The 15,284-nt window shown below is 67.2% G+C and carries 13 protein-coding genes; 10 read left to right on the top strand and 3 right to left on the bottom strand.

Features of this window, described 5'->3' with window-relative positions:
- The first annotated feature begins 18 nt into the window (after nt 1-18).
- The 4 genes from AC2A1N_RS09935 to der all read left to right on the top strand — a co-directional run bounded on the left by AC2A1N_RS09935 (nt 19) and on the right by der (nt 4,216).
- Nucleotides 19-888 (top strand): RodZ domain-containing protein, encoded by an 870-nt coding sequence (locus tag AC2A1N_RS09935; protein WP_061477901.1) that lies wholly within the window; start codon nt 19-21, stop codon nt 886-888.
- Nucleotides 889-953: 65 nt separating this feature from the next.
- Nucleotides 954-1,592 carry a YfgM family protein gene (locus tag AC2A1N_RS09930; RefSeq protein WP_061477900.1) on the top strand — a complete coding sequence of 213 codons (639 nt, stop codon included), beginning with the start codon at nt 954-956 and terminating at the stop codon, nt 1,590-1,592.
- Nucleotides 1,592-2,800, top strand: coding sequence for an outer membrane protein assembly factor BamB (gene bamB / locus AC2A1N_RS09925; protein ID WP_242891389.1), 1,209 nt, complete (start codon nt 1,592-1,594; stop codon nt 2,798-2,800). Before AC2A1N_RS09930 ends, bamB begins: the two co-directional genes overlap by 1 nt.
- An 18-nt stretch (nt 2,801-2,818) precedes the next feature.
- Nucleotides 2,819-4,216, top strand: coding sequence for a ribosome biogenesis GTPase Der (der, locus tag AC2A1N_RS09920; protein WP_242891391.1), 1,398 nt, complete (start codon nt 2,819-2,821; stop codon nt 4,214-4,216).
- A 132-nt stretch (nt 4,217-4,348) separates the two neighbouring features.
- Here der and AC2A1N_RS09915 read toward each other — a convergent pair whose 3' ends face one another.
- The 3 genes from AC2A1N_RS09915 to AC2A1N_RS09905 form a co-directional block, all read right to left on the bottom strand.
- A complete protein-coding gene (locus AC2A1N_RS09915) occupies nt 4,349-5,110 on the bottom strand; it encodes a lysine transporter LysE (protein WP_134958375.1) in 762 nt (253 codons plus the stop codon).
- A 94-nt stretch (nt 5,111-5,204) separates the two neighbouring features.
- Complete coding sequence (locus AC2A1N_RS09910) at nt 5,205-5,840, bottom strand: LysE family translocator (RefSeq protein ID WP_242891394.1); 636 nt, start codon at nt 5,838-5,840, stop codon at nt 5,205-5,207.
- Between the two features lie 74 nt (nt 5,841-5,914).
- The gene (locus tag AC2A1N_RS09905; RefSeq protein ID WP_484372175.1) at nt 5,915-6,730 is read right to left on the bottom strand and encodes a helix-turn-helix domain-containing protein; all 816 of its coding nucleotides are present in this window, start codon (nt 6,728-6,730) and stop codon (nt 5,915-5,917) included.
- 88 nt (nt 6,731-6,818) lie between these two features.
- On the opposite strand from AC2A1N_RS09905, the gene moeB reads away from it, so the two are divergent.
- The 6 genes from moeB (at nt 6,819) to guaA (ending at nt 15,172) form a co-directional block, all read left to right on the top strand.
- On the top strand, nt 6,819-7,955 hold the full coding sequence (gene moeB / locus AC2A1N_RS09900; protein ID WP_484372173.1) for a molybdopterin-synthase adenylyltransferase MoeB: 1,137 nt from the start codon (nt 6,819-6,821) through the stop codon (nt 7,953-7,955).
- Nucleotides 7,956-8,233: 278 nt separating this feature from the next.
- Nucleotides 8,234-10,066 carry a monovalent cation:proton antiporter-2 (CPA2) family protein gene (locus AC2A1N_RS09895; protein ID WP_484372171.1) on the top strand — a complete coding sequence of 611 codons (1,833 nt, stop codon included), beginning with the start codon at nt 8,234-8,236 and terminating at the stop codon, nt 10,064-10,066.
- Between the two features lie 390 nt (nt 10,067-10,456).
- Nucleotides 10,457-11,335: a bifunctional methylenetetrahydrofolate dehydrogenase/methenyltetrahydrofolate cyclohydrolase FolD gene (gene folD, locus AC2A1N_RS09890; protein ID WP_061477893.1), complete on the top strand. Its 879-nt coding sequence runs from the start codon at nt 10,457-10,459 to the stop codon at nt 11,333-11,335.
- A gap of 233 nt (nt 11,336-11,568) precedes the next feature.
- Nucleotides 11,569-13,026 (top strand): IMP dehydrogenase, encoded by a 1,458-nt coding sequence (guaB, locus tag AC2A1N_RS09885; protein WP_005416248.1) that lies wholly within the window; start codon nt 11,569-11,571, stop codon nt 13,024-13,026.
- A 107-nt stretch (nt 13,027-13,133) separates the two neighbouring features.
- Entirely contained in the window at nt 13,134-13,610 is a 477-nt protein-coding gene (locus tag AC2A1N_RS09880; protein ID WP_484372548.1) for a hypothetical protein, read from the top strand.
- Nucleotides 13,607-15,172, top strand: a complete 1,566-nt coding sequence (gene guaA, locus AC2A1N_RS09875; protein WP_099474709.1) for a glutamine-hydrolyzing GMP synthase — start codon at nt 13,607-13,609, stop codon at nt 15,170-15,172. Before AC2A1N_RS09880 ends, guaA begins: the two co-directional genes overlap by 4 nt.
- Nucleotides 15,173-15,284 lie beyond the last annotated feature (112 nt).

Raw genomic sequence — 15,284 nt, 5'->3', positions numbered from 1 at the left:
CTCCAGGGTTGATGCATTGTGATTGATGACCAGACTGTGAGCGCTCTCGAGACTGCGGCCGGCTGCGGCACCCGCCTGCGCCAGGCCCGTGAAGCGGCCGGACTGACCCTCGAAGATGTCGGCTCGCGCCTGCGCATGCCGGTCCAGGTGGTCAAGTCCCTGGAAGAGGAACAATGGCAGAAGCTGGGGGCGCCGGTGTTCGTGCGCGGCCAGCTGCGCAGCTATGCGCGCCTGCTCGACGTGGACGTGGGCGAGCTGCTGGAGCAGGCCCAGGTCGGCCCGGTGGTTCCGCCCACCCTGGTCAGCCATACCCATACCCCGCGTGCGCGCCGCATTGCCGAGAACCTCGGCCGGCGCGTGCTGTATGTCGGCATCACCGCCGTGCTGGCGGTGCCGGTGTGGTTCGCCACCCGTGGCCACTTCGACGGCAGCGCGACCCCGTCGCCGAGCACCGCCTCGCTGGACGTGATCCCGGCCGCCGTGCCGGTCACGCCGTCCGCAGCCGGTAGCGAGACGGCCGCCCCGGCCGAAGCGACCCCGGCCCCGGCCAGCAAGCCGGCGGCCACCCCTTACGTCGCCTCGCTGGCCCCGGTGCCGCGCCCGGCGCCGGCACCGGCTGCCGGCAATGCGCTGGAAATGCAGTTCAGCGGCGACAGCTGGGTCGACATCGGCGGCCCGGACGGCAGCACCGTCGAGAAGGCACTGATCAAGTCCGGCGAGACCCGCAGCTTCACGCCGGGCCAGGTGACCCGGGTGACCCTGGGCAACGCCTCGGCGGTCCAGGTTCAGCAGAACGGCGCTATCGTCGATCTGACCCCCTACCAGCGAGCCAACGTGGCACGCTTTCAGGTATCCTCTGAAGGCTCCGTAGTCCCGGTTTCGCACTGAGGCGCGGTTTCACCACCTTCGATTAAACCCAATGGTCCCTCCCGACGGGCGGGGCGAGAGTACGCATGGCGATCGACGATCTGCTCGACGAGCACGAACAAAGTGAACGCGTCCGCAGCTGGCTGCGGAAGAATGGCGCCAGCATCCTCGGTGGCGTAGTCATCGCCATCGGTGCCATTGCCGGCTGGCAGTGGTACCAGAAGGATCAGGGCAGCAAGCTGGCCTCGGCCAATGTCGAGTACCAGAAGGCCCTGCAGGGCCTGCAGCAGAACAAGCTTGACGATGCCGCCAAGGCGGTCAAGGCGCTCGAAGCCGGCCCGTCCAGCATCTACGGCGACCTCGCGGCGCTGCAGCTGGCCAAGGCCCAGGTCGACGCCGGCAAGAACGAAGAGGCACTGGCCACCCTGCGCAATGTGAAGGTCGAAGGTGACCTGCAGCGCGTGGTCGACCAGCGTGTGGCCCGCCTGCTGGTGGCCACTGGCAAGAGCGACGAGGCCATCAAGCTGCTGGGCAGCGCCACCGACAGCAGCAGCCTGGAAATCCATGGCGATGCGCTGATGGCGCAGGGCAAGCGCGATGAGGCCCGCGTACAGTACGAGAAGGCGCTGAAGACGCTGGACGTGGCAGCGCCGCAGCGGCGCCTGCTGGAAACCAAGGTTATGGACGCCGGCGGCACCGTTGCCGCCCCTGCGGAGTCGGTTTGATGAGTCAGAAGGTCATGATCACCCGCGTCGCCACCGTGCTCCTGATGGGCATGGCCCTGACCGGCTGCGGCACCATGAAGGGCTGGTTCGCCGGCAAGGACGCGGCGGCGAAGAAGGCACAGGAACCGGCTGAGCTGGTCAAGTTCGAGCCGACCGTGAAGGTCAGCAAGATCTGGTCGGTCAACCTCGGCAAGGGCGAGCGTCGCATCGGTGTGCGCCAGGGCCCGGCGGTGGCCAACGGCCACGTGTTCGCTGCGGCGATCACCGGTGGCGTGCACGCCATCGACCTGCAGACCGGCAAGAAGGTCTGGACCTGGGAGCCGAAGAAGGAAAAGAAGAAGGCCGAGCTGCGCCTGTCCGGCGGCCCGGGTGTCGGTGAGAACCTGGTCGTGATCGGCACGCTGGATGGTCAGGTCATCGCGCTGGACATCAACGACGGCAGCGAGAAGTGGCGTGCCCGTGTTCCGGGTGAAGTGATCGCCGCGCCGGCCGTTGCCCAGGGCATGGTCTACGTGCGCAGCAACGACGGTCGTGTGACCGCCTTCGATGTCGGCAACGGCACCCAGAAGTGGTTCAACCCGAGCGAGCTGCCGGCGCTGACCGTGCGCGGCAACGCGCCGGTGGTGACCGGCCCGGGCGTGTTGTTCATCGGCAAGGACGAGGGCGCGGTCGCGGCCCTGGCCCAGCAGGATGGCCGCACGCTGTGGGAACAGAACCTCGGCAACGGCGAAGGCCGCACCGAGCTGGAGCGCATGGCGGACGTCGACGGCGCACCGGTGCTCGACGGCAACACCCTGTACGTGAGCAGCTTCAAGAACCAGACCATGGCCATCGAAGGCCCGACCGGTCGCCCGCTGTGGGCGCGCGACCATGGCGGCGCAGGTGGCGTGGCGGTATCGTCCGGCAATGTGTTCGTGACCGACAACAAGGGCGGCGTGTTCGGTCTGGACAAGGCCAGCGGCGCAGCCATGTGGTCGCAGACGGCACTGGCCCGTCGCTCCCTGACCGGCCCGGCACTGCACGGCGACTACGTCGTGGTCGGTGACTACAAGGGATACGTGCACTGGTTGCAGACCTCCGATGGTGCGATGGCGGCACGGGCAAAAAGTGGCGGCGACGCCCTGCTGGCCCAGCCGGTCGTCGTAGACGGGGTGCTGCTGGTGCAGAACGTGGATGGCAAGCTGACCGCCTTCCGGTTGGCAAACTAAAAAATTGGAGTAATCGCGATGCTGCCTCTGGTCGCCCTGGTTGGACGGCCGAATGTCGGCAAGTCGACTATTTTCAATGCGCTTACGCGCACCCGTGACGCGCTGGTTCATGACCAGCCTGGCGTCACCCGCGACCGCAACTACGGTGTCTGCCGCCTCGACGAGGACAACCATTTCCTCGTCGTGGATACCGGCGGTATCGCCGGGGAAGACGAAGGCCTGGCCGGCGCCACCACGCGCCAGGCCCGTGCGGCCGCGGCCGAAGCCGACCTGATCCTGTTCGTCGTCGACGCGCGCGAGGGCAGCTCGGCGCTCGACGACGAGATCCTGGCCTGGCTGCGCAAGCTGTCGCGCCCGACGCTGCTGCTGATCAACAAGATCGACGGCACCGACGAGGACAGCGTGCGTTCCGAGTTCGCCCGTTACGGCTTCGGCGAGATGCTGACCGTCTCGGCCGCGCATCGCCAGGGCCTGGACGACCTGCTGGACGAAGTGATTCAGCGCCTGCCGGAAGAAGGCAGCGGCGAAGAGCTGGACAACGACCCGAACCGCATCCGCATCGCCTTCGTCGGCCGCCCGAACGTGGGCAAGTCGACCCTGGTCAATCGCATCCTCGGCGAGGAGCGCATGATCGCCTCCGACGTGCCGGGTACCACCCGCGACTCGATCGCGGTGGACCTGGAGCGCGACGGCCGTGAGTACCGCCTGATCGACACCGCCGGCCTGCGCCGTCGTTCGCGCGTGGACGAGGTCGTCGAGAAGTTCTCGGTGGTCAAGACCATGCAGTCGATCGAGCAGTGCCAGGTGGCCGTGCTGATGCTCGACGCCACCGAAGGCGTGACCGACCAGGACGCCACCGTGCTCGGTGCCGTGCTCGATGCCGGCCGCGCGCTGGTGATCGCCATCAACAAGTGGGATGGCCTGACCGAGTACCAGCGCGAGCAGGCCGAAACCATGCTGTCGCTGAAGCTGGGCTTCGTGCCGTGGGCCGAATCGGTGCGCATCTCGGCCAAGCACGGCTCGGGCCTGCGCGAGCTGTTCCGCGCGGTGCATCGTGCGCACGAATCGGCGAACAAGACCTTCACCACCAGCGAAGTGAACAAGGCGCTGGAAGTGGCCTACGAGACCAACCCGCCGCCGACCATCCGCGGCCATGTCTCCAAGCTGCGCTACGTGCACCCGGCCGGTTCCAACCCGCCGACCTTCATCGTGCACGGCACCCGCCTGAAGGAGCTGCAGGAGTCGTACAAGCGCTACCTGGAGAACTTCTTCCGCAAGCGCTTCAAGCTGATCGGCACGCCGGTGAGCTTCATCTTCCGCGAGGGGACCAACCCGTACGAGGGCAAGAAGAACGTCCTCACCGAACGGCAGGTCAAGGCCAAGCGGCGCTTGATGAAGCACGTCAAGGGCAAGTGATTCACGGGAAGGCGGCCGCAGGGCCGCCTTTTTCGTTGCGGCGAACCGGTCTGTAGAGCCGAGCCCATGCTCGGCTGCTTTTCGCGGATTGACGAAGCGCGCTGCGTGCGTCAGCCGAGCATGGGCTCGGCTCTACAGATCTCGATCTGGGCGACCGCCGCGACGTGCGCGGCAATGTGGCAAGGCGCATGGGATGCTGCGGGGTGCGGCCATCATCGATTCCGGCAGCCGCGCCTGCCCCGTGATGCTTGCCCAGACCAGGGTGGTACCCAATGCTCCTGCCAGGTACGCCACCGACACCGCCCCGGTCACCAGGCCTGCGGCATGCTCCAGCCACGGAAGGAGTCGGCAATACCTCCGTGCCCAGCGCAGATGGCTGCCGAGCCATGCCATCAGCAGGCCGAGCGACAGCGCGACGCCGCTCAGGCCGGCCACGTAAGCGGCCTTGGTGCCAGTGTCGGCAACGAGGCCGGTAAGCAGGGCAGCCACCGCGAACTGCAGCATCCAGTTGCTGGTGCTGGCGAGCGCCAACAGGCATCCAGCCTCGGCGTGCGGCCAACGGGAGCGGGCCCTCAGGCCCCAGGGCATCTGCAGGGAAAGCGGAGAGAGGGTGGTCAGCCCGGCATCGCGCAGGCACATGCCCGCCAGGCGCAACAGCAGGAGGCAGCCCGTGCACTGCATCGCCAGCGTCCACAGGCCGCGGTTTCCCAGCATGGCCGCTGCAACGAAAGCCATGGCGCAGATGACGCCCGTACCGATGGCGATACCGAATGACGCGGCCATGGCGGCGTGCCCGCCTGCGCCCATCGCGGTGCGCAGGATCTTCGCGTGATTGGAAGCAGGCAGGAGCATGGCGAAGCCGTACAGCACCGCGACGATGAAGAACTGCTGCACGTAAACCTGCCACCGACCTACAGAAAGTGCCGAGTGTGGGCTGGTGCGGACGCGCCGTATTGAACGCTATTGCGACAGGCGCGAATCGCCGGCATCAGCCCACCCACAGCGACACGACGATCCATAGCGCCAGCGCAATCATCAGGAGCCCTGCGGCGCGCTCCAGCCAGGGCAGGGCGCGTGCGAATCGGCCCAGCACCCACGGGTGGCCGACCAGCGCGGCTACCAGCAGATCCCAGAGCAGGACGATGCCGAACATCCACGCGCCATAGAAGAACTTCATTGCGGCGCTGGCCTGCGGGCCGTTGAGCATTGCCGCCAACGTTGCGTAGAACAGCGCATTCTTCGGGTTCAGCAGCGCAGACAGGGCGCCCAGCCCTGCCGCCTTCCACCATCCGTGGGCACCGTCCGCTCGCGATCCGGCGGCAGCGTCAGATGCCTGCAGCGTCGTCGAACCCGCATGGCGCAGGAACAGCGTGCCGAGGTACAGCAGGAACCCGCAGCCCGCCAACTGCACCGCAATGAACCCTGCGCTGCCTGGGCGCAGCATGGCCATTCCGGTGAAAGCGGCCACGATGAAGACGCCATTGCCGACGGCGATGCCTGCGCAGGCGCCACTGGCGGTGCGCCAGCCAGAGGTGATCGCAGTGCGCGCAACAAGGAAGAAGTCGGGGCCGGGTGAGAGCAGGGCGAGAAAATGTACGGTGGCGATGACCAGGAACTGTTCCATCGGGTCCGGCGGCGGCTGGCGGGGGCGCCAGTGTGGGGATGCGCCGCGCGATGGTATTGAACGTTATTGCAGGCTCAGCGCCGGTACTGGCCCGGGGTCGCACCGGCGTGGGCCTTGAAGACCCGCTGGAAATGGCTCTGGTCGGCGAACCCCAATGCATGGGCGACCACGGCCAGGGCCTGCCCTTCGCACAGCCGCCGCCGGGCCTCCTGGATGCGCTGGTCGATCTGCCAGGCGTGCGGGGTCAGGCCCGTGGCACGCCGGAAGGCGCGGATCAGCTGGTAGCGGCTCATGCCTGCCAGCGATGCCAGCTCCTGCAGGGCCGGAGTGTGTTCGAGCCGCTGGCGCAGAATGTCCATCACCGGCTGCAGCCGCTGCTGTAATGCGGCATCTTCGGGCGGGCCGGTGACGGCTACACCATCATGTTCATCCAGATCGCCGACGAACGCGATCAGGGCAGCTTCCTTGACGCTGACCGGATCGTCGGAGAACAGCGTCTGGTTGAGCTGGCAGTACTGCTGGTAGCGCGGGCGATGGTTGGAAATCCGGATCGGTTCCTGCTGCCAGTCGGGTTCGGGCAGGTCGTCATACTCGGCGCGCACCTCGGCCATCCAGCGCGCGTCCAGATGCAGCATCTGGTAGCTCCAGACCTGGCCGGGCAGGGGGTTGCAGGCGTGCACGCGGCCTGCGGGCACGCCGACCAGACTGCCGGGCTGCAGCAGGCGCGGTCCTTCCGCAGCACCGGTGAACAGGCTGCTGCCGGCGTCCACGGCGCCGATCGAGAAGGTGTCATGGCTGTGCGGGCGGTGGCAGGCGCGGCTGTCGCACGCCCGTCGGCTTTCGACGAAGGGCATGCGCGGGTCACGCCAGAATTCGGTGGCAGAGCGCATGCAGCGGTTCCGGGATGCAGGGGCAACGCCCGCATGGTGCCATGTTCGGGGCAGGGCGCGTCGAGGGTGTCTGCGCGATAATGCCGCCATGAGCATCCAAGAGCTTTCCCCCGCGCAGGCACGCGAGCGCCTGGCCCACGGCGCCGTGCTGATCGATGTGCGCGAGGCGCATGAACGGGCCGGCGGCATGGCCGAAGGCGCGCGCGGCGTGGCCAAGGGCGAGCTGCAGGCCGACCCGGCCGCGCATCTGCCGCGGCGCGACCAGGAGATCCTGCTGATCTGCCAGAGCGGCAAGCGCTCGGCCGATGCCGTGCAGTTCCTGCTGGAGGCCGGCTACACAAACGTCGCTTCCGTGACGGGCGGTACCGTGGCCTGGCGCGAGCAGTCGCTGCCCTTGGTGCAGCCGCTGGCCAGCGCCGCCGACCGCGATTTCTTTGATCGCTATTCGCGGCATCTGCTGCTGCCACAGGTGGGCGAGGCCGGCCAGCGCCGGCTGCAGCAATCACGCGTGCTGGTGCTGGGCGCGGGCGGCCTGGGTGCGCCAGCCGGCTTCTATCTGGCCGCCGCCGGGGTAGGGCACCTGCGCTTTGCCGACCACGACCGCGTGGAGCGCAGCAACCTGCACCGGCAGATCGTGCATACCGAAGCCAGCGTCGGCCAGCTCAAGGTCGATTCCGCTCGCGAGCGCCTGCTGGCGCTGAATCCCTCCATCGAGGTCGAGGCGGTGCCGGAGCGGGTGACCTCTGAGAACGTGGATGCGCTGCTCGAGGGCGTGGACGTGGTGCTGGATGGCTCGGACAACTTCCCGCTGCGCTACCTGCTCAACGACGCCTGCATCAAGCACGCCAAACCGCTGGTGTATGCCGCCATCGAGCGCTTTGACGGCCAGGTAAGCGTGTTTGACGCCGGCCGCCAGCGTGGCGTGGCGCCGTGCTACCGCTGCCTGTTCCCGGAGCCACCGCCGCCGGAGTTCGCGCCGAACTGTTCCGAGGCCGGTGTGCTGGGTGTGCTGCCCGGCCTGGCCGGGGTGCTGCAGGCCACCGAGGTGCTGAAGCTGCTGCTGGGCATCGGCGAGCCGCTGGTGGGGCGCCTGCTGCGCTTCGATGCGCTGGGCATGCGCTTCCGCGAGACCGGCATCGGGCCGGACCCGCAGTGCCCGGTGTGCGCGCCGGGCGTGCCATTCCCGGGGTATATCGATTACGCCGCGTTCTGCCGGGGGGGGTGAGGCTGGCCGGGGCATCATCCACGCATGGCGTGGATCTACTGTAGAGCCGAGCCCATGCTCGGCTGCTTCTGGCCTCGGCACGAAGAGCAGCCGAGCGTGGGCTCGGCTCTACAGGTCATGGCGCCCACCCAAGCATGTGCATGGTTTCGGGATGATGTTGGGGGTCACTCCCTGCATCGTTCCACCGCCAAGACAATCCGGCGCAACATGCGTGCTATTGCCGTCATCGGCATTGCTCTATTGTTGAACCCGATTCTGGATCTTGGGGAAAACACCGCATGGCGGTAGAAGCAGCGACCAGCGAGCTGGTCAAGGTCGTCGCCCTGTTGGGCGCGGCGGTGGTGATGGTGCCTTTGTTCCGCCGGGCCGGCCTGGGCTCGGTGCTGGGCTACTTCGCCGCTGGCCTGGCGATCGGACCGTTCGGGCTGGGCTGGTTCTCCGACCCGCAGGCGATCCTGCATACCGCCGAGCTCGGCGTGGTGATGTTCCTGTTCGTGATCGGCCTGGAAATGCGGCCCTCGCACCTGTGGAGCCTGCGCAAGGAAATCTTCGGGCTGGGCACGCTGCAGATCGTCACCTGTGCGCTGGTACTGACCAGCATCGCCAAGCTGTTCGGCCTGCCGTGGCAGGTGGCCTTCATCGGCGCCACCGGTTTCGTGCTCACCTCCACTGCAGTGGTGATGCAGTTGCTGGCCGAGCGCGGTGACATCGCGCTGCCGTCGGGGCAGAAGATCGTTTCGATCCTGCTGTTCGAAGACCTGCTGATCGTGCCGTTGCTGGCGCTGGTGGCCTGGATGGGCCCGAGCGCGGGCAGCGCCGATGGCGAGGGTTCGCGCTGGTTGTCGGTGGCCATCGGCGTGGGCGCCATCGTCGGCCTGGTGCTGGTCGGCCGCTTCCTGCTCAATCCGTTGTTCCGCGTGCTGGCCGAATCGAAGGCGCGCGAGGTGATGACCGCCGCCGCGCTGCTCGTGGTGCTGGGTGCGGCGCTGCTGATGCAGCTGTCCGGCCTGTCGATGGCGATGGGCGCGTTCCTGGCCGGCGTGCTGCTGAGCGAATCGACCTTCCGCCACCAGATCGAAGCGGACATCGAACCGTTCCGCGGCATCCTGCTGGGCCTGTTCTTCCTCAGCGTGGGCATGGCACTGGACCTGGGCGTGGTGGCTGGCAACTGGCAGCTGATCCTCGGCCTGGTGCTGGCGTTGATGGTGGCCAAGGCGCTGTGCATCTACGTGGTCGCGCGCATCATGAGCAGCGACCACGCGCAGGCGCTGGATCGCGGCGTGCTGATGGCGCAGGGCGGCGAGTTCGCCTTCGTGCTGTTTTCCGCCGCCGCCTCGGCCGGCGTGATCAACCTGGAGATCAATGCCAACTTCACCGCCGTGGTGGTGCTGTCGATGGCGCTGACCCCACTGGTGGTGCTGGTCTACAAGCGCATCGCGCCGAAGCCGACGGTGAACATGGACGGCGTGGACGAGGCCGATGGCCTGTCCGGCAGCGTGCTGCTGATCGGCTTCGGCCGCTTCGGCCAGGTGGCCAGCCAGTCGCTGCTGGCGCGCGACGTGGACGTGACCATCATCGACAACGATGTGGAGATGATCCAGAGCGCGGCGCGCTTCGGTTTCAAGATCTACTATGGCGACGGTACGCGACTGGACGTGCTGCATGCTTCGGGCGCGGCGACCGCGCGTGCGATTGCGGTGTGCGTGGACAAGGCCGAGGCGGCTGATCGCATTGTTGAGCTGGTGTCGCACGAGTTCCCGCAGGCCAAGCTGATGGTGCGCTCGTTCGACCGCGAGCATTCGCTGCGGTTGATCCATGCCGGTGTCGATTTCCAGATCCGCGAGACGTTTGAGTCGGCGGTGTTGTTCGGCCAGGCCGCGCTGGTGGAGCTGGGTGCGGATGAGGATGACGCGGTGGAGATTGCCGAGCAGATCCGCCGCCGCGATGCCGAGCGTTTCGAGTTGGAAATTGCTGGTGGTGGTCTGAATGCCGGCGCCAAGATGGTGTTTGGCAACGCCGGCCAGGGCGTGCCGACGCCGACGCCGTTCACCGCGCCGAAGCGGGCAAGCAAGACGTTGAACCCGCAGGATGTGCCGGAAGAGGAAGAGTAGAGCCGAGCCCATGCTCGGCTGCTCTTCGGCCAAATTGCGATGTACCCCCCGCTACGCGCGTGAGCCGAGCGTAGGCTCGGCTCTACAAGGGCGGGTCGGACGGTTGTAGAGCCGAGCCCATGCTCGGCTGCTCTTCGGTCAGGTTGCGAAAAAGCCGCGCTGCGCGCGTGAGCCGAGCGTAGGCTTGGCTCTACAAGGGCGGGCCGGACGGTTGTAGAGCCGAGCCCATGCTCGGCTGCTCTTCGGTCAGGTTGCGAAAAAGCCGCGCTGCGCGCGTGAGCCGAGCGTAGGCTCGGCTCTACAAGGGCGGGTGGGATTGGTGCCGTGGCGGTGGGCGAGGGGGCCTGAATCAGGGACAATAGCGTCCCCGCCGCCCCACGCCCGCTCCCGATGACCGATTCCGCCTCCCCGCATCCTGCCCGCATCCTTGATGGCCGCCGCATCGCCGAGGACCTGCTCGACAGCCTGAAGGTGCGCGTCGATGCCCGCGTGGCCGCCGGTGGCAGCCGCCCGGGCCTGGCCGTGGTGCTGGTCGGTGGCGACCCGGCCTCGACGGTGTACGTGCGCAACAAGCGCCGTGCCGCCGAGAAGGTCGGCATCGAGGCGCATGACTACGATCTGCCGGCCGGTACCACCGAAGCCGAGCTGCTTGACCTGATCGACCAGCTCAACGCCGACCCGAAGATCCACGGCATCCTGATCCAGCTGCCGCTGCCGGGGATCCCCGACGCGCGCCGGCTGATCCAGCGCATCGACCCGCGCAAGGACGTGGACGGTTTCCACCCGGAAAACGTCGGCCACCTGGCCCTGCGCGAGTTCGGCCTGCGCCCGTGCACCCCGCGCGGCATCACCACGCTGCTGGGCCACACCGACCAGCCGGTGCGCGGCCGCAACGCCACCATCGTGGGCGTCAGCAACCACGTCGGCCGTCCGATGGGCCTGGAGCTGCTGATCGCCGGCTGCACCGTGACCAGCTGCCACAAGTTCACCCCCAAGGACGTGCTGGAACAGGCCGTGCGCAACGCCGACATCCTGGTGGTGGCGGTCGGCCGCCCGGGCATCGTGCCGGGTGAGTGGGTGAAGCCGGGCGCGGTGGTGATCGACGTCGGCATCAACCGGTTGGACGACGGCCGCCTGGTGGGCGACGTCGGGTTTGAAGCGGCCGCCCAGCGGGCGAGCTGGATCACCCCGGTGCCGGGTGGTGTGGGCCCGATGACCGTGGCTACGCTGATGCAGAACACCCTGGAAGCGGCGGAAGCGCTGAGCTGACCTGCTGTTGGCACCTACCAAAGGCGGCACCGGGCCTTGGGCCTGCTGTAGAGCCGAGCCTATGCTCGGCTCATCGCGGTCTGGCGGAAAGCAGCCGAGCGTGGGCTCGGCTCTACAGGGGAGCGGGTGCGACACTGTGTCGCGCGAAGTTCCAATTCGGGCTACCAAAAATGCTGTTCTTGGCCCCTGAAAAGGGGTAAAATGTCGCGCTTCCCCACATCTCGGGTATGCCGATGCTGCGCATCCAGGCTGAAGCACTCACTTACGACGACGTCTCGCTCGTCCCCGCCCACTCGACCATCCTGCCCAAGGACGTCAACCTCGAAACGCGGTTGACCCGAGACCTGAAGCTGAAGCTTCCGATCCTGTCCGCCGCGATGGACACCGTCACCGAAGCCCGCCTGGCCATCGCCATGGCCCAGCTCGGCGGCATGGGCATCATCCACAAGAATCTCAGCCTGGAACAGCAGGCCGCGGAAGTGGCCAAGGTCAAGAAGTTCGAGGCCGGTGTCATCCGCGACCCGATCACCGTCGGCCCGGAAACCACCATCCGCGACGTGCTGGCCCTGACCCAGGCGCACAACATCTCCGGCGTGCCGGTGGTGGGCAGCGACGGCCAGCTGGCCGGCATCGTGACCCACCGCGACATGCGCTTCGAGACCGAGCTGGACGATCCGGTCCGCCACATCATGACCAAGAAGGATCGCCTGATCACGGTCAAGGAAGGCGCCGCCTCTGACGAAGTGCTGCAGCTGCTGCACCGCAACCGCATCGAAAAGGTGCTGGTGGTCAATGATTCGTTCGAACTTCGTGGCCTGATCACCGTCAAGGACATCCAGAAGAACACCGACTTCCCCAACGCCGCCAAGGATCTGTCGACCCGCCTGCTGGTCGGCGCTGCCGTAGGCGTGGGTGGCGATACCGACCGCCGCGTGGAAGCGCTGGTCGCCGCCGGCGTGGACGTGATCGTGGTCGATACCGCGCACGGCCACTCGCAGGGCGTGCTGGACCGCGTCAGCTGGGTCAAGAAGAACTTCCCGAACGTGCAGGTCATCGGTGGCAACATCTGCACCGGCGAAGCCGCACTGGCGCTGCTGGACAGCGGCGCGGACGCGGTCAAGGTCGGCATCGGCCCGGGCTCGATCTGCACCACCCGCGTCGTCGCCGGCGTCGGCGTGCCGCAGGTCACCGCCATTGATCTGGTGGCCGAAGCGCTGCAGGACCGCATCCCGCTGATCGCCGACGGTGGCATCCGCTACTCGGGCGACATCGGCAAGGCGCTGGCCGCCGGCGCCTCGACCATTATGGTCGGCGGCCTGCTGGCCGGTACCGAGGAATCGCCGGGCGAGACCGAGCTGTACCAGGGCCGTTCGTACAAGAGCTACCGCGGCATGGGTTCGCTGGCTGCCATGGAAAAGGGGTCGAAGGACCGCTACTTCCAGGACGCCGCCACCGCCGACAAGCTGGTGCCGGAAGGCATTGAAGGCCGCGTGCCGTACCGCGGCCCGGTGGGCGGCATCATCCACCAGCTGATGGGCGGCCTGCGCGCCACCATGGGCTACGTGGGCTGCGCCACCATCGAAGACATGCGCAGCAAGCCCAAGTTCGTGAAGATCAGCGGCGCCGGCCAGCGTGAGAGCCACGTCCACGACGTGACCATCACCAAAGAGCCGCCGAACTACCGCGCCTGATGCGCTTGCGAACTGCTCTTGCGATCACGGGCAGCCTGCTGATGGCAGGCTGTTCGTTGTCCGAACCGCCGCCGCGCTCCGGGTCTCCGGGCGCGGCGGTTTCGCAATTGCAGGACGTGCAGGCCTGCAAGAACGCATTCTCGCTGCCGAAGGGCTGGCAGGTGCAGGCCGCTGGCGAACAGCGCTGGCTGCTGAAGGGCACCGGCGAGCGTCCGCTGCAGGTCACGCTGCAGTGCGTTACCGAGCTGCTGCATGGCCCGGATGATCCGGTGCTGACGCCGGTACTGGGCGCGCTGGAGCCCGCACGGATGAGCGTGCAGTGGGCGTCCTGGGGCGCTGCGGAGTCGGGCTTCTCGATGGCGGCGCTGCAACGGCGCATCGTGCCCGGCACCGAAGTGCGGGAAATCGCCGAGCTGCCGCGCGCCGACCGCGCCAACCCCACCGCACCGCACGGCCTGCTGATGCTGCGCTGGGACGAGGAAGACCCCTCACATATTCAACAACGCGAGGCGTTCATCGCCACGCTGACGCAGAGCCTTGAAGCGCCGGGCGCTGCGAAAAACACCACTGGAACGGCACCATGACCAATATCCATAACGACAAGATCCTCATCCTCGATTTCGGCGCGCAGTACACGCAGCTGATCGCCCGCCGCATCCGCGAGCTGGGCGTCTACTGCGAAATCTGGGCGTGGGACCACAACCCGGCCGAGATCGCGGCGTTCGGCGCCAAGGGCATCATCCTGTCCGGTGGCCCGGAATCGACCACGCTGCCGGGTGCGCCGGCCGCGCCGCAGGAGGTGTTCGACAGCGGCCTGCCGATCTTTGGCATCTGCTACGGCATGCAGACCCTGGCCGCGCAGCTGGGCGGTGCCACCGAAGCGGCTGACCAGCGCGAATTCGGCCACGCTGAAGTGAACGTGATCAACCCGGATGCACTGTTCAAGGGCCTGAGCGACCACGGCGGCGAGCCGAAGCTGAATGTCTGGATGAGCCACGGCGACCACGTCTCCGTTGCGCCGCCGGGCTTCACCATCACCGCCACCACCGACCGCATTCCGGTGGCCGCCATGGCCAACGAAGAAAAGCGCTGGTACGGCGTGCAGTTCCACCCGGAAGTGACCCACACCCTGCAGGGCCAGGCGCTGCTGCGCCGCTTCGTGGTGGACGTGTGCGGCTGCCAGACCCTGTGGACCGCCGCCAACATCATCGACGACCAGATCGCCCGTGTGCGCGAACAGGTGGGCGATGACGAGGTGATCCTGGGCCTGTCCGGCGGCGTCGATTCGTCCGTGGTGGCCGCGCTGCTGCACAAGGCCATCGGCGAGAAGCTGACCTGCGTGTTCGTGGATACCGGCCTGCTGCGCTGGCAGGAAGGCGACCAGGTGATGGCGATGTTTGCCGAGCACATGGGCGTGAAGGTGGTGCGCGTGAACGCCGCCGACCGTTACTTTGCCGCGCTGGAAGGCGTGAGCGACCCGGAAGCCAAGCGCAAGATCATCGGCAACCTGTTCGTTGAGATCTTCGATGAAGAATCGAACAAGCTGAAGAACGCCAAGTGGCTGGCGCAGGGCACCATCTACCCGGACGTGATCGAGTCGGCCGGCAGCAAGACCGGCAAGGCGCATGTGATCAAGAGCCACCACAACGTGGGCGGCCTGCCGGAGCACATGAAGCTGGGCCTGGTGGAGCCGCTGCGCGAGCTGTTCAAGGACGAAGTGCGCCGCCTGGGCGTTGAGCTGGGCCTGCCGCGCACCATGGTCTACCGCCATCCGTTCCCGGGCCCGGGCCTGGGCGTGCGTATCCTGGGCGAGGTGAAGCCGGAATACGCGGAGCTGCTGGCCAAGGCCGATGCCATCTTCATTGATGAGCTGCGCAAGGCGGACCTGTACGACAAGACCAGCCAGGCGTTTGCCGTGTTCCTGCCGGTGAAGTCGGTGGGCGTGGTGGGCGATGCGCGGGCTTATGAGTGGGTGATTGCGCTGCGTGCGGTTGAGACCATCGACTTCATGACGGCGCATTGGGCGCATCTGCCGTATGAGTTCCTGGGTACGGTGAGCAACCGGATCATCAATGAGTTGCGGGGGGTGTCGCGGGTCGTTTATGACATCTCGGGGAAGCCGCCGGCTACAATTGAGTGGGAATGAGGCTGGGCGGACATTGACCCGCAAAAACGGGTATGAGCAGACCGAAAAGCCCGCGCAATTGCGGGCTTTTCTCATCCTGAGGCCGTTGCACCGGGTACGCTTCGCGTCATCA

This window comes from Stenotrophomonas maltophilia group sp. SKK55 (assembly GCF_057179845.1).
Note: the sequence above shows the minus strand (reverse complement) of the source record. Positions and strands in the feature narration are given on the sequence as shown.